Origin of the sequence: Pseudomonas pseudonitroreducens (assembly GCF_021603645.1) — a bacterium.
GTDB classification, from domain to species: Bacteria; Pseudomonadota; Gammaproteobacteria; order Pseudomonadales; family Pseudomonadaceae; genus Pseudomonas; species Pseudomonas pseudonitroreducens.
This window is the reverse complement of sequence record NZ_BQHJ01000004.1, coordinates 298974-315097: the sequence shown is the minus strand read 5'-3', so window position 1 is coordinate 315097 and position 16124 is coordinate 298974. Positions and strand designations below refer to the sequence as shown.

General features: G+C 65.7%; 15 protein-coding genes. 7 read left to right on the top strand and 8 right to left on the bottom strand.

The annotated features are described in order from the left end of the window. The first annotated feature begins 186 nt into the window (after nucleotides 1–186). Entirely contained in the window at nucleotides 187–1599 is a 1413-nt protein-coding gene (gene gabP / locus L6D89_RS11985; protein WP_236199833.1) for a GABA permease, read from the top strand. A gap of 64 nt (nucleotides 1600–1663) precedes the next feature. Beyond that, nucleotides 1664–2680 carry a GlxA family transcriptional regulator gene (locus L6D89_RS11980; RefSeq protein WP_236199998.1) on the top strand — a complete coding sequence of 339 codons (1017 nt, stop codon included), beginning with the start codon at nucleotides 1664–1666 and terminating at the stop codon, nucleotides 2678–2680. Between the two features lie 561 nt (nucleotides 2681–3241). Here L6D89_RS11980 and L6D89_RS11975 read toward each other — a convergent pair. Together L6D89_RS11975 and L6D89_RS11970 are read right to left on the bottom strand one after the other, a co-directional pair. Continuing rightward, nucleotides 3242–4936 (bottom strand): amidase, encoded by a 1695-nt coding sequence (locus L6D89_RS11975; protein WP_236199832.1) that lies wholly within the window; start codon nucleotides 4934–4936, stop codon nucleotides 3242–3244. A gap of 432 nt (nucleotides 4937–5368) precedes the next feature. Beyond that, the gene (locus tag L6D89_RS11970) at nucleotides 5369–5758 is read right to left on the bottom strand and encodes a hypothetical protein (RefSeq protein WP_236199831.1); all 390 of its coding nucleotides are present in this window, start codon (nucleotides 5756–5758) and stop codon (nucleotides 5369–5371) included. 205 nt (nucleotides 5759–5963) lie between these two features. On the opposite strand from L6D89_RS11970, the gene L6D89_RS11965 reads away from it, so the two are divergent. After that, on the top strand, nucleotides 5964–6383 hold the full coding sequence (locus L6D89_RS11965) for a transcriptional regulator (protein ID WP_236175824.1): 420 nt from the start codon (nucleotides 5964–5966) through the stop codon (nucleotides 6381–6383). Between the two features lie 18 nt (nucleotides 6384–6401). On the opposite strand, the gene L6D89_RS11960 is transcribed toward L6D89_RS11965, so the two are convergent. Together L6D89_RS11960 and L6D89_RS11955 are read right to left on the bottom strand one after the other, a co-directional pair. Next, nucleotides 6402–6902: a GNAT family N-acetyltransferase gene (locus L6D89_RS11960; protein WP_236199830.1), complete on the bottom strand. Its 501-nt coding sequence runs from the start codon at nucleotides 6900–6902 to the stop codon at nucleotides 6402–6404. A gap of 83 nt (nucleotides 6903–6985) precedes the next feature. Beyond that, nucleotides 6986–7381: a RidA family protein gene (locus tag L6D89_RS11955; protein WP_236175822.1), complete on the bottom strand. Its 396-nt coding sequence runs from the start codon at nucleotides 7379–7381 to the stop codon at nucleotides 6986–6988. Nucleotides 7382–7530: 149 nt separating this feature from the next. On the opposite strand from L6D89_RS11955, the gene L6D89_RS11950 reads away from it, so the two are divergent. Further along, complete coding sequence (locus L6D89_RS11950) at nucleotides 7531–8454, top strand: LysR family transcriptional regulator (protein ID WP_236199829.1); 924 nt, start codon at nucleotides 7531–7533, stop codon at nucleotides 8452–8454. A gap of 14 nt (nucleotides 8455–8468) precedes the next feature. On the opposite strand, the gene L6D89_RS11945 is transcribed toward L6D89_RS11950, so the two are convergent. Further along, on the bottom strand, nucleotides 8469–9134 hold the full coding sequence (locus L6D89_RS11945) for an O-methyltransferase (RefSeq protein ID WP_236199828.1): 666 nt from the start codon (nucleotides 9132–9134) through the stop codon (nucleotides 8469–8471). A 96-nt stretch (nucleotides 9135–9230) separates the two neighbouring features. Between L6D89_RS11945 and L6D89_RS11940 the strand changes: the two genes are divergently transcribed. Further along, nucleotides 9231–9860, top strand: coding sequence for a TetR/AcrR family transcriptional regulator (locus L6D89_RS11940; protein WP_236199827.1), 630 nt, complete (start codon nucleotides 9231–9233; stop codon nucleotides 9858–9860). On the opposite strand, the gene L6D89_RS11935 is transcribed toward L6D89_RS11940, so the two are convergent. Then, nucleotides 9850–10557, bottom strand: a complete 708-nt coding sequence (locus tag L6D89_RS11935; protein WP_236199826.1) for a B3/B4 domain-containing protein — start codon at nucleotides 10555–10557, stop codon at nucleotides 9850–9852. The genes L6D89_RS11940 and L6D89_RS11935 overlap by 11 nt on opposite strands. Before the next feature lie 429 nt (nucleotides 10558–10986). Between L6D89_RS11935 and L6D89_RS11930 the strand changes: the two genes are divergently transcribed. Further along, nucleotides 10987–11910 carry an MBL fold metallo-hydrolase gene (locus tag L6D89_RS11930; RefSeq protein ID WP_236199825.1) on the top strand — a complete coding sequence of 308 codons (924 nt, stop codon included), beginning with the start codon at nucleotides 10987–10989 and terminating at the stop codon, nucleotides 11908–11910. Nucleotides 11911–12059: 149 nt separating this feature from the next. On the opposite strand, the gene L6D89_RS11925 is transcribed toward L6D89_RS11930, so the two are convergent. Further along, entirely contained in the window at nucleotides 12060–12944 is an 885-nt protein-coding gene (locus L6D89_RS11925) for a LysR substrate-binding domain-containing protein (RefSeq protein WP_236199824.1), read from the bottom strand. A gap of 378 nt (nucleotides 12945–13322) precedes the next feature. Between L6D89_RS11925 and L6D89_RS11920 the strand changes: the two genes are divergently transcribed. After that, on the top strand, nucleotides 13323–14870 hold the full coding sequence (locus L6D89_RS11920; RefSeq protein WP_236175815.1) for a nucleobase:cation symporter-2 family protein: 1548 nt from the start codon (nucleotides 13323–13325) through the stop codon (nucleotides 14868–14870). A 165-nt stretch (nucleotides 14871–15035) separates the two neighbouring features. On the opposite strand, the gene L6D89_RS11915 is transcribed toward L6D89_RS11920, so the two are convergent. Continuing rightward, nucleotides 15036–15962: a hypothetical protein gene (locus L6D89_RS11915; RefSeq protein ID WP_236175814.1), complete on the bottom strand. Its 927-nt coding sequence runs from the start codon at nucleotides 15960–15962 to the stop codon at nucleotides 15036–15038. Between the last annotated feature and the right edge of the window lie 162 nt (nucleotides 15963–16124).

Below are 16124 nucleotides of genomic sequence, written 5' to 3'. Positions count from 1 at the left end.
TGTCGTTTTTGGTCATGCCCACGGCGATTTCGAGCAACTCGCCGACCCCCTACTGCCTTAGCTTGAGCCCCGCGTTAAGCGTATTGCCGCCACGCCGACTGCCCGGCACCGACTGCAGGTGCCACGGCGGCGGGGAAGCTGCGCGTCAGCGCGTCCTGCATAACAATTTCAAGAAAAGGCCGACAGATGAGTGCTCCCAGTGCAAAAGGCGCCCATGGCGACCTGGTGCAGGGCTTCAAGCCCCGCCACGTAACCATGCTTTCCATCGCTGGCATCATCGGCGCCGGCTTGTTCGTCGGCTCCGGCCATGCGATTGCCGCCGCCGGCCCCGCCGCCATCGTCGCCTACGCCCTCTCCGGGCTGCTGGTGGTACTGGTGATGCGCATGCTCGGCGAAATGGCCGTCGCCAGCCCCGACACCGGTTCCTTCTCCGCCTACGCCGACCAGGCCATCGGTCGCTGGGCCGGCTTCACCATCGGCTGGTTGTACTGGTGGTTCTGGGTGCTGGTGATTCCCATCGAAGCCATCGCCGCCGGCGTCATCCTCAACAACTGGTTCCCGCAGGTCGAGACCTGGGTATTCGCCCTGTCGATGACCCTGCTGCTCACCGCCACCAACCTGTTCAGCGTGGCCAAGTACGGCGAGTTCGAGTTCTGGTTCGCCATGCTCAAGGTGGTCGCCATCGTCGCCTTCATCGGCCTTGGCGCGGCGGCGCTGCTGGGCCTGCTGCCAGGCCGCGAGGTGAGCGGCCTGCACAGGCTGATGGGCGAGCACGGCGGCTTCATGCCCAACGGCTGGACGGCGATCTTCAGCGCACTGATCACCACCCTGTTCAGCTTCATCGGCACCGAGGCAGTGACCATCGCCGCCGCCGAATCCAGCGACCCCAGCCGCAACATCGCCAAGGCCACGCGATCGGTGATCTGGCGCATCAGCGTGTTCTACCTGCTGTCGATCCTGGTGATCATCTCGGTGGTGCCGTGGGACGACCCGCGCCTGGTGGAGATCGGCTCCTACCAGCGCACCCTGGAACTGCTGCACATCCCCAACGCGCAACTGCTGATGGACCTGGTGGTGCTGGTCGCCGTGGCCAGTTGCCTGAACTCCTCGGTGTACATCGCCTCGCGGATGATCTATTCGCTGAGCCGCCGCCATGACGCGCCGGCCTTCATCCAGCGCACCTCCGCCGCCGGCGTGCCACGCGCGGCGGTAATCGCCAGCACGCTGATCGGCATGTTCACCACCCTGCTCAACTTCTTTGCACCCGGGCGGCTGTTCGAATTCCTGCTGGCCAGCTCCGGCTCCATTGCCCTGCTGGTCTACCTGGCCATCGCCGTGTCGCAGTTGCGCATGCGCGGCATCCTACGGCGGCGCAACCACCAACTGGCATTTCGCATGTGGTTGTTCCCCTGGCTGACCTGGCTGGTGATCGGGATCATCAGCTTCATCCTCGCGGTGATGTTCATCATGCCGACGCACCGCATCGAGGTGAGTTCGACCCTGGCCCTGACGGTCATCATCATCCTGCTCAGCCAGACCAGCCCGCGCAGCACGGCGCACGCTCGATCAAGCATCGGCCGACGCGCCATGCGCGGCTGAGCCAGACCGACAACCCACGCAGACGAGGTGCCGATTGGTCGAACGCCGCCAGTTCAGTGGGGCCATGCAGGGCCGCAACCTGCGCTACCTCGACGCCGAGCCCCGGGAGCCCGACCGCCTTGCGCGGGTGGGCTTCCTGCTGCTCGAACACTTCTCCCTGCCGGCCTTCACCCAGGCGCTGGACACGCTGGTCACCGCCAACCTGATCCGCGCACAGACCTTCACCACGCAGACCTTCAGCCTCGACGGCGAATCCGTCACCAGCGACCTCGGCCTGGTGATCTGCCCCGGCGACACGCTGGCCTCGACGCAACTCGCCGAGCTCGACCTACTGGTGCTCTGCGGCGGCCTGCGCACCCCGCTGCGCGCAATTCCCGAACTGACGCGCCTGCTGCAGATGGCCGCGGACAAGGGCATCGCCCTCGCCGGCCTGTGGAACGGCGCCTGGTTCCTCGGCCAGGCTGGCCTGCTGGACGGTTACCGTTGCGCCATCCATCCGGAGAACCGCGCGGCGCTGGCGGAGATCGCCCGGCATAGCGAGGTCACCAGCGAAAGCTACCAGGTCGACCGCGACCGCCTCACTGCCGCCAGTCCCACCGGCGCCTTCAACCTGGTGCTGGAATGGATCAACGCGCGTCATGGCCGCGCACTGGTGGACGCCATCGTCGACATCCTCGCCTTCGAGGAATCGCGCTTCCGCCGCACCCGTCCGGCGCTGCACGAGAAGCTCAGCGAACCGCTGCGCGAGGCGATCAACCTGATGAGCGCGAACATCGAGGAGCCGCTGAGCCAGGATCAGCTGTCGAGCTACGTCGGGCGCTCCAAGCGGCAGATCGAACGACTCTTCCAGGAGCAATTGGGCACCACCCCGGTGCGCTATTACCTGGAGCTGCGCATCACCGAAAGCCGCCGCCTGCTGCAGCATTCCAGCCTGCCGATGTACGAAGTGGGCCTGGCCTGTGGCTTCGTCTCGCCCAGTCATTTCAGCAAGTGCTACACGTCGTTCTATGGCTACTCGCCGTCGAAGGAAGCGCGCTTCGGCAATGTCAAATCCCCTCGCACAGCCGAGCGTTTCTTGTAGGAGCGGACTCTGTCCAAGATGGCTTCCCGGCTGTCGCGCCAGGCCGGCTGGGGTTCGCGAGCAAGCTCGCTCCTACGAGGAACTGGACCGCCACAGCCTGTAGGAGCGAGCTTGCTCGCGAACCATGGCCCATCAACACACGAGATCATCGAGAACCTCGCACCCAACGCTTCTGGCAATAAAAAACCGCGCCCTGGGGCGCGGCTTTTCATCCTGCTGGCAACACAGCTGGTCAACCCAGCCTCGTAGGGCGCATAACCCGGAACGGGTTATCCGCCGAATGGGTGGATAACGCCTGAAGGCGTTATCCACCCTAGGGGACTGTAGGAGCGGACTCTGTCCGCGATGGCTTCCCGGCTGTCGCGCCAGGTCGGCTGGGGTTCGCGAGCAAGCTCGCTCCTACGAGGAACTCGACCGCCACAGCCTGTAGGAGCGAGCTTGCTCGCGAACCATGGCCCATCAGCACACAAGATCATCGAAAACCTCGCACCCAACGCTTCTGGCAATAAAAAACCGCGCCCTGGGGCGCGGCTTTTTATCCTGCTTGAAGCAACCGACCGATCAGCCCAGTGGCGGCGTGCTCGGCGGCACCTGGCGCTTGGAGCCGGTGGCCTCGAAGGCCGCGGCGAAGGTCAGCAGCGCGGAGTCGTCATAGGCGCGACCGGCGAAGGTCAGGCCCACCGGCATGCCGATATCGGCCATCACGCCCATCGGCACGGTGACGGTCGGTACGCCCAGGTGACGGATCGCCAGGTTGCCGTTGGCCACCCAGATGCCGTTGCTCCAGGCGATGTCGGCCGATTCCGGGTTCACGTCAGCATCCGCCGGGCCCACGTCGGCCACGGTGGGGAACAGCACGGCGTCCAGCTTCAGGCCATCCATCCAGTCTTCCAGGTCGAGCTTGCGGGTCTTTTCCAGGCCGCGCAGGCCGTCCGGCAGGCTGTCGATCTGGTCCCAGGTCTTCAGGCCGCGCTTGGCCATGTTGACGTACTCGTCCATGCCGGCGACCAGGTCGTCCTCGCGGTTCGGCAGGGTGCCCGGATCGTGGGGGAAGATCTGCGGCCCGTCGACGTCGGCCAGCTTGTTCAGCTTGGGGTCGCCGTTGGCGCGGAGGAAATCGTCGAAGCCCCAGCCGGACAGCTCCCACAGCTCGTCATGCAGGAACTGCTCGGAAACGAAGCCACGGTTGTACACGGTCGGCGCGCCAGGACGGTCGCCCTCGCAGTTGGAAACCAGCGGGAAATCCACTTCGACGACTTCGGCGCCGGCGGCTTCCAGGGCCTTGCGGGCCTGTTCCCAGAGGTCGATGACCGAGGCGCGGGTGTTGATGCGCTGGCCGGTCGGGCCGCCGATGCCGGGCTTCTCGCTGGTGCCGGCCAGTTCGTCCTTGTTGATGAACATGCGCGGCACGCCCAGGCGCTTGCCCTTGAGGGCTTCCGGGCCGGCGGCGAGGTCCAGGTAGGACGCCGGACGCACTTCGCTGACGGCGGGGATCGGCACCCACGGCTGCAGGCGCCACAGGTCGCCACGCTTGTCGGCATCTTCGGCGACGACCACATCGAGCACTTCCAGCAGGTCGGCCATGGTGCGTGCGTAGGGCACGACCACGTCCATGGTCGGCGTCAGCGGCCAGTTGCCGCGCACCGAGATCACGCCACGGGACGGGGTGTAGGCGCACAGGCCGTTGTTCGAGGCCGGGCCACGACCGCTGGACCAGGTTTCTTCCGCCAGGCCGAAGGCCGAGAAGCTCGCGGCGGTCGCGGTGCCGGCGCCGTTGGACGAGCCGGAGGCGAAGGGCGCGGTGAGGAACTTGCGGTTGTACGGGCTTTCCGCGCGGCCATAGACGCCACGCTGCATGCCACCATTGGCCATGGGCGGCATGTTGGTCTTGCCCAGGCAGATCGCGCCGCCGGCGCGCAGGCGCTCGACGGTGAAGGCGTCGCGGTAGGCGACCAGGTCCTTGAAGGCCGGGCTGCCGGAGGCCGCGGTCAGGCCCTTGACCAGGTAGCTGTCCTTGGCGGTATAGGGGATGCCATCCAGCGGGCCGAGGGTTTCGCCACGGGCGCGACGGGCGTCGGAAGCTTCAGCCTCCTTCAGCGCCTCGGTGTTGCGCACGACCACGGCGTTGAGCCTGGTCGGGCCATCATAGGCGTCGATGCGCGCGAGGTAGGCCTTGACCAGTTCGACCGCGGTGGTGCGGCCCGACTCCAGGGCTTCACGCAGCTGCGCAATGGAAACTTCGGTTACCTCGATCATGCTGTCACCGTCGGCTGAAGGTTGGTGGGAAGGGGCAGGTCTGCGTCGCGACGGACCCAGACGGCGCAAGTCGGAAAATGCGTGTTCATCTCGATTCTCTTGTACTTCTGTTACGCGACGGGAGTGAGTTTACCGTCGGCCGGCGGCCTCGTTCAGCGCCCGGCGGACAAACCGGATGCGCAGCTTGAGCAACGAAAGGCGAATACAGCCGCCAGGGCGCACACACTGGCATGCCCGATCAGAATACACAACAGTCGTAAATTAAAAAAAACGCCCACCGAGCGGGGACTCGGCGGGCGAGATGCGGGCGCTGGGGGAAGCGCCCCTGGAGAGTCAATCAGCGACAGCCCGAGGGCAGACACTGACGCAGGCTACTCGCCGCCTGCCGGCGCTGGGCGGGTCGCTGGGGGGAGCGACCGAGCCGAAGAGGGTTCAGCTGTGTTGCGCGCACTGGTAGGCGGCGTCCAGCAGCTCGCCTTTGTCCTGCCAGGCGCTGCGCTGGTAGGCGCTGAAGTGATTGCCGCCGGCGATCGGGGTCACCTGGACGATGCCGCTGGCCTGCAGCGGATCGGCGCTGCCGGTGAGCAACTGGCGGGTATTGCCGCTGTCGCTGACGAAGGTGGCGGTGCCGGGGGTGAGCCTGTTGTCGACACAGCTCAGGTAGGCGCCGCTGTCCTGGGCGGTGGTGCCGCCGAGACTGTCCCAGCTCAACCGGGTTTCGGCGGTCGATGCACAGCCGACCAGGCTGGCCACGGCCAGCAGCAGCGGCGCAACGGCGATGCGGACTGCCAGGCGATCGGGTGTGGGGCGCGGAGTGTTCATCGATTCTGTCCCTTGCTCGGTTCAACCAGCTGTTGGAACAGATAGTCAGGCGTGCCCGGCCCGCGCACCACTCGATTGCATCGATAGTGAGACTCGACGGTATTGATGGTTGCGCGCCGCCGCGCAGGAAGTTCGAACCCTCCCCGCTATGACCGGTCGCACATCAGGAGGCTCCCACCTTTCCCATCCCCTCGGAGGACACGCCATGAGCTACGACTGGGATCTGATAGAACGCCTGCTGCTGCACGCCCAGGAGTGTGCCGACCAACCCTACAAGGCCCGCGAATGCGGCGAGCAAGTCGCCGAGCAACACCGGCTGCAGGGCGAGCCATCGCACGCCAGCGTGGACCATCTGAAGCGCATCGCCGGCGACCTGGAGGGCGACCTGTTGAGGAACGACTACATCCGCGAGCGCCCGGTCGAGCATGGCGGCACCGGCAACAATTTCGAGTTGACCGAACGCGGTACCGAGCTGCTCACGCTGATCAGCCGCAGCTTCCCGGACCACCTGGTATTTCGCCAGTTGCTCGATGAACAGGGCGAGGCAGCGCTGCTGCCGGAACGTTTCGACCTGCTGGCCGAACGCGCCACGCGCGACCGCGTGAACGACCGGCCGGAACGCTGAGGCGCCAGGGGCCGGGGCTTACCCGGCGGCCAGTTGCATCTCCATTTCGTGCCAGGCCATGCCGCCGTGGTCGGACTCCGACGGCTTCACGTAGCGATAGCCCATGCGCTCGTAGAGCGGCACGTGGCGGTCCTTGCACATCAGGTGAATGGTGCGCTTGCCGAGGCCGCCCATACGCTCGATGAAGCTGCGCATCAGCAGCGTGGCATAGCCCTTGCCCTGCTGCGCCGGGTCGATCACCACGGACATGATCACCACGTTCGGCGCCGCCGGGTCATGGCCGATAAGCTCCTTGAACGCCTCGTCGGACATCACCACATCGAACGCGCAGCCGCTGTTGATGAAGCCGATGATCGCGCCGTCCAGCTCCATGATCAGGAAGCCTTCGGGGTACTGCGCGATGCGTGTGGCGATCTTCTCCCGGGTCGCCGCCTCGTCGCCTTCGTAGGCGGTTGTTTCGATCTCGAAGCAGCGGTCGGTGTCGGCGGGCGTGGCGGTACGGAAGGTCGGCGTGATCATGGAAAGTTCCTGGCAAAACAAAACAGGACAACATGGTAAAGAAACCCGGCTGTCCCGTCTCGCCACCCTGCCCTGCGACCGGTTCAGGCTTGCGGCAGGCGCGCGATCACCTTGATCTCGAAGTCGAAGCCGTACAGCCAGGTGACGCCGATTCCGGTCAGGGTGGGATGCGGAGCGTCGCCCCAGTATTCCGGGACGATCTGCCAGATGCGCTCGAAGGTCTGCTCGGGGTTGACCAGGAACACCGTCACGTCGATCACGTCATCGAACGTGCAGCCGGCGCCAGCGAGGATCCCATTGAGGTTGTCGAAGGCGCGGCGCACCTGGGCTTCCAGTCCTGGCTCGGGCGAGCCGTCTTCGCGACTGCCGACCTGGCCGGAAACGAACAGCAGGCCGTTGCTGCGGATTGCCGGGGAATAGCGGTTGCGTTCATAGAGGGCCTGGCGGCCAGCGGGGAAAACCACATCACGTGTACTCATCTGCTTGCTCCATGGAGAGGGTTTCAACGATGGAGGCAGGTTACGGCGCACAGCGACGCTGATAATCGGGCAACACTGGCCAGCATTGTTTGTAGAATCCAAACAATCAGCCCTTTCGCCGTCCTTCATTCTGTTCCGCCGGAGCTGCCATGGACCGTTTCGATGCGATGCAAGCTTTCGTCCGCGTGGTGCAAACCGGCAGCTTCACCAGGGCCGCCGAAACCCTGCACATGAGCCGCACCAGCGTGACCCAGCTGATCCAGCAGCTGGAAGCACGGCTGCGTGTGCGTCTGCTCAACCGCACCACACGCAAGCTCAACCTCACCGCCGACGGCGCCGCCTACTTCGAGCGCGTGGTGCGCCTGCTGGCGGACATGGACGATGCCGAGACCAGCCTCTCCGGCGCCGCCGCCATGCCGCGCGGGCGATTGCGCGTCGACGTGCCCAGCCCGCTGGCACGCCTGCTGCTGATCCCCGCCCTGCCGGACTTCCATCAGCGCTATCCGGACATCCAGATCGACCTGGGCGTCAGCGACCGCATGGTCGACCTGATCGACGAGAACGTCGACTGCGTGGTGCGCGGCGGCGAACTCACCGACCTGTCGCTGATGGCCCGCAGGATCGGCGACCTGCCGCTGGGTGTTTTCGCCGCGCCCGCCTACCTGCAACGCGCCGGTGTACCGGCGCACCCGAGCGAGCTGGAGAACAGCCAGCACCGCATCGTCGGCTACCTCTGGGCGCGCACCGGCAAGCCGCTTTCCTATGCGATGGACAGGGCTGGCGAAACCCTGCAGGTGCATGGCCGCCCGGTGCTCACGGTGGACGACGGCAACGCTTACCTGGCCGCCGGGATCGCCGGCATGGGGGTGCTCTGGTTGCCGCGCTACATGGCGCTGGAAGCCGTGGCGCGCGGCGAGCTGGTGGAACTGTTCGAGGACTGGAGCATGCAGAGCATGCCGCTCTATCTGGCCTTCCCCGCCAATCGCCACGTCAGCGCCAAGCTGCGGGTGTTCATCGACTGGGTCGCCGGACTGATGGCACGGCATGCGCCGGTGGCCCCGCCACCGCGGTAGCCAGCGGCCAGGTTTCAACCCAGGCGCATGGACAGTTCCACATCGTCGGCAAAAGGAATCGACAGGTAGCGCCCGCCGGGCATGCGAACCTCGGCGAGGTACTCGGGGCAGTAATCGGCGTTGTCCGCGATGATCATCGCACCGGGGCGCAGGCGGCTTTCCACCAGGGCAAGGATTTCCGAATAGAGCGCCTTGGCGCCGTCGAGCAGCAACAGGTCGATGCGCTCCGGCAGGTCGCGGGCGAGGGTCTGCAGCGCATCGCCCTGGCGGATTTCCACCAGGTCGGCCACACCGCCAGCCAGCAGGTTGGCCTGCGCCCGCGCCACTTTCGAAGGCTCGAACTCGCTGGTGATCAGCCGGCCACCGCCGTTGTCGCGCAGCGCCGCTGCCAGATGCAGGGTGGAGATGCCGAACGAGGTGCCGAACTCGACGATATGCTGTGCGCCGATGCTGCGCGCCAGCATGTACAGCAGCACACCGGTTTCCCGGGAGACGGGCAGTGGCTGGTCCTTGAGCTGGCCGTAGAGTTCGCGGTACCGGGTCTTGCTCTGCATCAGGCGGGTCAGCGCGGCCTGGTCGAGGTCGGCGAATGCCGGGCTGGACTGTGGCGAGGCCGCGTCAGCCTCCTCGAACAGGTGTTGCAGCAGGGGCGCCACGGGGGCGGAAGTCAGAGTCGTCATGCTGGGTTTCCCGTGTGGAATTTGAGTGCGAAAAAGCGCCCGGCTAGAATGCGATCTTTTCGTCAGGTTTTACTATTCGCATTACCGGAGCCAGCCATGGGCGAACGCCGCAGCCCGCGTATTTCCACGCGCAAGGAACCCCAACAGGCCCGTTCCAACGACCTGGTAACGGCCATTCTCGACGCCGCTGTTCAGGTTCTGGAAAGGGAAGGCGCCCAGCGCTTCACCACTGCGCGGGTTGCCGAGCGCGCCGGGGTCAGCGTCGGTTCGCTGTACCAGTACTTCCCGAACAAGGCCGCGATCCTCTTCCGCCTGCAGAGCGACGAATGGCGGCAGACCACCGAGATGCTGCGCGGCCTGCTCAGCGATGAAACCCAGGCGCCGTTGCAACGCCTGCGCAACCTGGTTCACGCCTTCATCCGCTCGGAGTGCGAAGAAGCGCGCATGCGCATCGCCCTCAGCGATGCCGCCCCGCTCTACCGCGATGCGCCCGAGGCCCGGGCAGCCAAGGCCGCCAGTGAAGGCATCTTCCAGGCGTTCATCGCCGAGGCCCTGCCGCACGTCGGCGATGCGCAGCGCAGGCTGGCCCGCGAACTGATCACCACGACACTGGGTTCGGTGGGCAAGCAGTTCTCGGAAAGCCCGCGCACTGCCGAAGAAATCCAGGCATTCAGCGAGTCCATGGCCGACATGTTCTGCGCCTACCTGAAGAGTTTCACGCCGTAACGGCTGGTCCCTGGCCCTCCACCAGCAGCATCCGGGCAGTGGCGCCCGGCATCATCGCCTGAAGCCCGGCGACCAGTTGCTCGCCGGCTTCGTGGAGTGCCTCCAGCGGCATCTCCGGCAGGCTTTCGAGGATGAACCACATGCGCTGCGCCTCGGCGTCCAGGCGGGTGCGCACGCCCTGCCGCCAGTTCCAGCGGCGGCAGGTAACGCCAGCGTCGTCGCGCCAGATGACTTCGCCGGCAGCGGGGGATTCCTCGGCCGGCGCGCCGTCCTTGAAGGTGTCGAAGGTCTCGCTGCCATTGGCGATCAGCAGCCGCGGCGTACCGACGTAGGCGGCGAGGTTTTCCCCGCCGACGGGAATCGCGAACTGCACACTGATGGCGTTGTACAGGTCCACCACTGGATCGATGTTCGGCAGGCTGCCGTCACGCAGCGCGCGCTTGCGCAGCGCTTCCGCCGAACAGGGTGTGCGCTGTGGTTTGGCGCCGAAGCGGCGGAACACCTCGGCCCAGGCCGCCAGATGCGCTTCAGCCCAGGCCGGCTCCCCCGCCGCCAGTGCCGCGCAGGCGCGCTGCAGAGCCTGCTCCGCCACCTCTGGATGACCAATCGGCGCGGCGTCCAGCGTGATGCTCAGGGCACGAAAACCGGGAGCGATGGCGGCGATGGCGGGATCGATGTGGGGTGTGACAGCTTGCATGGCGCAATCCTTGTACGGCGAAACAGGGTGATTCGGACTCTCGGGGCGCGCGCCTCAGCGGCGGACGATGTTGCGCTTGTTGTAGTCGCCCCAGGCGACGGAAAAGGTGCTCAGCAGGCAAAGCAAGGCGGTCCATCTGGACTTCATTGGAATAACTCCGGAAACAGTGGGGATGGGGCACGAACAGCGCGCCCGACCCGTACAGTTCTACCGGCATGGCGTCAGCGCTGCCATGAAATCCCCGAATGAACAATTAGCCCTGCTTATGCAGGAGCATGAAAATCAGCTTCGCTAATCCCGCCAGGCTTTAGCTGAACTGAACTGTCGGACCACAGAAAACGTGCATTGAAGTACACCCTCGCCAGCGCTGAGATGGGCAGGCGGCCGACCCGCCGCTACCGACAACAACGAGAAAGAGGTTCGCGCCCCATGCGCATGCTGATCAAAGTCCTGGCCCTGGCTTCCACTACCCTGCTCGGCGCTCCGTTCGCCGCGACCGCCGCCGAGGCAGCCAACGCCACTGCCCTCAAGGTGGAGAATCCGGCCTTCGTGGTGCACAAGCTGACGGATTTCCTCTACGCCATCGGCGAGCCGAACTACTACCAGAAGAACTATTCGTACCTGCTGGTGGGCTCGAACCAGGCGCTGATGTTCGACTCCGGCGCCAACCAGAAGGACGACATCACCCAGGTCGCCCGGCAGATCACCGACAAGCCGCTCTCCGTGCTGCCCTCGCACCTGCACTTCGACCACCTGGGCGGGCTGCACAACTTCCAGAGCATCTACCTGGTGGATACGCCGTTCACCGCGAAATTCCGCCGCGCCGACGGTCTCTACCACGTGCCCGAGCCGGTCTACCTGGGCAATATCGATCACATGACGCTGCCACCCTTCAAGGTGTCGCGCCTGGTCAAGCCCGATGAAGTGATCGACCTGGGCGGCCTCAAGCTGCGCCTGCTGAGCATGCCCGGCCACACGCCGGACGAAGTCGCGCTGTTCGATGAGGCGCACAACATCCTGCTCTCCGGCGACCACCTGTATCCGTCCTGGCTGCTGGCGGGGAACCTGAAGGATTACGTCGCCTCGCTGGACGCCACCCTGAAGGTGATCAACCCGCAGACCACCCTCTACGGCGCCCACGCCGACGAAGACCCGAGCAAGGTACCGGCGATGACATACGCCGACGTCGTCGCGGTGCGCGACAAGATGCAGCAGATCCAGGCCGGCCACGCCAAGGGCGAAGCCTTCAGCGACCCGGAGCTGATCAGGAGCTCGGAGCTGTACAAGGTGGAGAAGGACATCAGCATCCTCACCGATATCCAGTTCACCGATGGGCGCGGTTACGGCTACTGAGCCCTGCGCCCAGTGCTCTGCGTAGGACCGAGGGGGGCGCCCAGTCCTTGCTCGCGAACCGCGCGAACTTCGGCGCTGCCAGGAACCGCGTTCGCGAGCAAGCTCGCTCCTGCAGGCTCACCAGACTCACAGCGCTGCCGGGTTGAGCACTACTCACCCACCGACAGCAACCACTCGATGAACGCCCGGACCTCCGGGCGTTCGCGTTTCGCCTCGGGGCAGACGACGTAGTAGTTGTGCACCGCCGCCACCGCAATCGGCAACGGGCGCACCAGGCGACCCTCGTCGAGGTCGCGCTGCGACACCGTCTCATCGCTGAGCGCCACGCCGAAGCCATCGCGCGCCGCCTGCAGGACCATGCCGAAATCCTCGAAATGGATGTCCTCGGCGCCACCCCGGCTGTAGCCAGCCTCGGCCAGCCACTGCTGCCACTGGCTGCCGTCGTCCTCGTGGAGCAGACGGTGCCGCTGCAGGTCGGCGGCCGTACGGATCGCCAGCGGCCCGCGCAGGAACTGCGGGCTGCACACCGGCGTCATGCGGATGCCATGCAGCAGACGCCACCAGACACCGGGCCACGGCGGTGTGCCGTAGATCACCGCGACGTCGGCGCGACGCCAGTCCACCTGCGGCACGCCCGGCGCGGTGATCACGCTTACCCGCAGCGAACGCGATTCCTCCATGAAGCGCAGCAAGGGCCGGGTCAGCCACTCCACACCTTCGGCCGGCGGGATCGACAGGCAGATATCCGTGCGTTCCTCCTCCAGCCGGGCTCCCGCCTGCAACGCCTGGACGGCCTCGCTGATCTCGCCCATGGCACTGGCCACGCGCTTCTGCAACTGCCGCCCACTGGCAGTCAGCACCAACTGCCGGCCGCGCTTCTCGAACAGCTCCACGCCGAGGCTGGCCTGCAGTGCCTTCACCTGTTGGCTGACCGCACCGATGGTGACGTGCAGTTCGACGGCAGCCGCGGCCAGGCCGCCCAGGCGAGCCACGCTTTCGAACACCCTGAAACTGTGCAGCGGCGGAAGGGCCATCTTTTCTGCAATCCGGCGGAAACCTGGGCGCACGGTTATAGCAGGAGCTGCCTTCGGCGGGGAGAGCAGCGGGCAACCCACGCCGCTGGCGCGCAATTTGCGAAGCCCTGGCTCCAGGTGCTGGCAAAGAACCTTTCGGCGCCCTGCATGCAGCCTACTGGTGCTTTTGGATTCAAATATGCACACATTTTGTGCAGTACGCTGCGAGTCAGGATTTCATGCAGAACGCCGATTGCAGAGCCATTTCAGCGAAAAAAACACTTAACCTCCCGGTCAGATTCCGGACCATCGGCCGCGAAAATGTATACAAACCAGTGGATATTTCCTACGAACTTTGTCTACAGTGGCCGCACAACAAAAACAAGCGAGTCCTCAGCCATGAATGATCGTTCAGCTGTAGCGTCCGCCGGAGCACGCCCGGAAGACGAGAACCTCGGAATCGGCGCCAACCTGGCGTACGGCCTGCAACACGTTCTGACCATGTACGGCGGTATCGTCGCCGTGCCCCTGATCCTCGGCCAGGCGGCCGGGCTCTCCCCCAGCGAGATCGGCCTGCTGATCGCCGCCTCGCTGTTCGCCGGTGGCCTCGCCACCCTGCTGCAGACCCTCGGCATCCCCTTCTTCGGCTCGCAGATGCCACTGGTGCAAGGCGTATCCTTCGCCGGCGTCGCCACCATGATCGCCATCCTCGGTGGCGGCTATGAGGGCGGCGGCATGCCCGCCGTGCTCGGTGCGGTGATGGCGGCCTCGTTCATCGGCTTCCTGATCACCCCGGTGTTCTCGCGTATCACCAAGTTCTTCCCGCCGATGGTCACCGGCATCGTCATCACCACCATCGGCCTGACGCTGATGCCGGTGGCGGCGCGCTGGGCCATGGGCGGCAACCCCAAGGCACCGGACTTCGGCAGCATGGCCAACATCGGCCTGGCCGCGCTCACCCTGGTGATCGTCCTGCTGCTGAGCAAGCTGGGCAGCGCCTCCATCTCGCGCCTGTCGATCCTGCTGGCGATGGTGATCGGCACCCTGATCGCCGCCGCCCTGGGCATGACCGACTTCTCCCGCGTGGCCGAAGGCCCGATGGTGGCCTTCCCGTCGATCTTCCACTTCGGCATGCCGACCTTCCACATCGCGGCGATCCTCTCGATGCTGATCGTGATTATGGTGACCCTGGTGGAAACCTCGGCGGACATCCTCGCCGTCGGTGAGATCATCGGCACCAAGGTCGACTCCAAACGCCTGGGCAACGGCCTGCGCGCCGACATGGCGTCAAGCATCGTGGCGCCGATCTTCGGCTCCTTCACCCAGAGCGCGTTCGCCCAGAACGTCGGCCTGGTGGCCGTGACCGGCGTCAAGAGCCGCTACGTGGTGGCCACCGGCGGCCTGATCCTGGTGACCCTCGGCCTGCTGCCGGTGATGGGCCGGGTGATCGCCGCGGTGCCCTCCTCCGTGCTCGGCGGCGCCGGTGTGGTGCTGTTCGGCACCGTGGCGGCGAGCGGTATTCGCACCCTGTCCAAGGTCGACTACCGCAACAACATGAACCTGATCATCGTCGCCACCTCGATCGGCTTCGGCATGATCCCGATTGCCGCACCGAGCTTCTACGAGCACTTCCCCAGCTGGTTCGCCACCATCTTCCACTCGGGCATCAGCTCGGCGGCGATCATGGCCATCGTCCTCAACCTGCTGTTCAACCACTTCAAGACCGGCAACTCCGACCAGCAGTCGGTATTCGTCGCCGCCGAGGAGCGCACCCTGCGCTACCGCGACATCGCCGCGCTGAACGAGGGTGACTACTTCCAGAATGGCAAGCTGTATGACGCCGAGGGCAATGAGGTACCGGTGATCGTCGACGATCACGACCACGACGAGCACCACGCGCCAGCAACCCGAACGGTGAAACGCGAAACGGTGAACAGCAGCGCCTGACCCGGCTCCACCCATGAAAAAGGCCCCTTTGCGGGGCCTTTTTCATTGCCGTATCTCCGGCCTGGGGTAGGAGCGAGCTTGCTCGCGAACGGCTCTGCCGGCGGCACCGGTGGGAAGCGGTTCGCGAGCAAGCTCGCTCCTACAAAAGCCAAAGACACTCGTGGCTCAGTGCAGCGCTACCGCCGAATCCTCTTCCGCCGACGCCACCACCATCGCCACCGGCCCGGCCTGTGCCGGTTCTGCCTCGGCTTCGGCGGCCTGCGCTACGTTCACCTCCAGCATCAGCGACGCGGACGGTCCGCCTCCCGGCGGCGGGTTGACCACCACCACGGCCAGGCTGCCGGCGCTGGCCACATCCTCGGGCAACAGCTGGAACGCCAGCCGCGAACTGTCGGCCAGCGACGTCTCGCGCTGCAGGCCGTTCACCTGCACCCGAGCACCACGGCTGAAACCGCTGCCGCGCAAGGTGACGTAAAGCGACTGGGCATCGAGGACCGGCGGTTGCGCCTCGCTGATGACCGCCACGGGATTCTCCAGCTGATCCTTGCGCCGGGCGTCACCTCTGGCCTGCCGGGTGCGGAACAGCCGGTCGAGCACTTCGGCGAACTTGTCGGTGCCCTGCTTGGACGCCATCCCCACCAGGGTGGCCATGGCCATCAATCCGTAGAGATTGACGCTGGCAGCATCACTGGCGGCATTCACCATGAGCAGCAGCGCGCGCACGATCAGGTAGAGCATCAGGGCCAGCGCCATGCCGATGCAGGGCTTGAGCAGATACCACCAGATCCAGCTGGCCATGAAACGGTCGTTGCCGACGAAATCACCGAAGGACTTCGCCACATGCACGAAACTGCCCAGCGCCCCGGCGACCATGACCATCACCAGCAACCGCGCGTCCGCGCCCGGGCACCAGCCGAGCAGGCATTGCACGCCAGGGTCGCCGACGGCGCCGGCAGGGGGAAACTTCGGATAGGACTGCGGCCACAGGCTGACCAGGGAAACCGCCAGCAGCAGGGCCAGGAGCATCAGCCCCGCGCCCATCAGGCTGATCTGCAAAGCATTGGCGCGTCGTCTCTTGCTGCGTGTCTCCATCATGCGCTCCGGGCAGAAGGCCAGCGGGGAAAACGCCCTGCCGCGAAGGGCGTATTCCGCCTTCGCACGACGGACAGAGAGACTCACGTTAGCGCAGCGCAAAGCCTCCGCAAGAGGCGCTGGCGAATTTTTAACCGCTGTCTCGAAGGCGTTACGTAACGC

What these genes read in the sequence shown, in the direction of transcription:
- gabP (WP_236199833.1), top strand. Translation starts at nt 187, where the DNA reads ATGAGTGCTCCCAGTGCAAAAGGCGCCCATGGCGACCTGGTGCAGGGC.
- L6D89_RS11980 (WP_236199998.1), top strand. Translation starts at nt 1,664, where the DNA reads ATGCAGGGCCGCAACCTGCGCTACCTCGACGCCGAGCCCCGGGAGCCC.
- L6D89_RS11975 (WP_236199832.1), bottom strand. Translation starts at nt 4,936, where the DNA reads ATGATCGAGGTAACCGAAGTTTCCATTGCGCAGCTGCGTGAAGCCCTG.
- L6D89_RS11970 (WP_236199831.1), bottom strand. Translation starts at nt 5,758, where the DNA reads ATGAACACTCCGCGCCCCACACCCGATCGCCTGGCAGTCCGCATCGCC.
- L6D89_RS11965 (WP_236175824.1), top strand. Translation starts at nt 5,964, where the DNA reads ATGAGCTACGACTGGGATCTGATAGAACGCCTGCTGCTGCACGCCCAG.
- L6D89_RS11960 (WP_236199830.1), bottom strand. Translation starts at nt 6,902, where the DNA reads ATGATCACGCCGACCTTCCGTACCGCCACGCCCGCCGACACCGACCGC.
- L6D89_RS11955 (WP_236175822.1), bottom strand. Translation starts at nt 7,381, where the DNA reads ATGAGTACACGTGATGTGGTTTTCCCCGCTGGCCGCCAGGCCCTCTAT.
- L6D89_RS11950 (WP_236199829.1), top strand. Translation starts at nt 7,531, where the DNA reads ATGGACCGTTTCGATGCGATGCAAGCTTTCGTCCGCGTGGTGCAAACC.
- L6D89_RS11945 (WP_236199828.1), bottom strand. Translation starts at nt 9,134, where the DNA reads ATGACGACTCTGACTTCCGCCCCCGTGGCGCCCCTGCTGCAACACCTG.
- L6D89_RS11940 (WP_236199827.1), top strand. Translation starts at nt 9,231, where the DNA reads ATGGGCGAACGCCGCAGCCCGCGTATTTCCACGCGCAAGGAACCCCAA.
- L6D89_RS11935 (WP_236199826.1), bottom strand. Translation starts at nt 10,557, where the DNA reads ATGCAAGCTGTCACACCCCACATCGATCCCGCCATCGCCGCCATCGCT.
- L6D89_RS11930 (WP_236199825.1), top strand. Translation starts at nt 10,987, where the DNA reads ATGCGCATGCTGATCAAAGTCCTGGCCCTGGCTTCCACTACCCTGCTC.
- L6D89_RS11925 (WP_236199824.1), bottom strand. Translation starts at nt 12,944, where the DNA reads ATGGCCCTTCCGCCGCTGCACAGTTTCAGGGTGTTCGAAAGCGTGGCT.
- L6D89_RS11920 (WP_236175815.1), top strand. Translation starts at nt 13,323, where the DNA reads ATGAATGATCGTTCAGCTGTAGCGTCCGCCGGAGCACGCCCGGAAGAC.
- L6D89_RS11915 (WP_236175814.1), bottom strand. Translation starts at nt 15,962, where the DNA reads ATGGAGACACGCAGCAAGAGACGACGCGCCAATGCTTTGCAGATCAGC.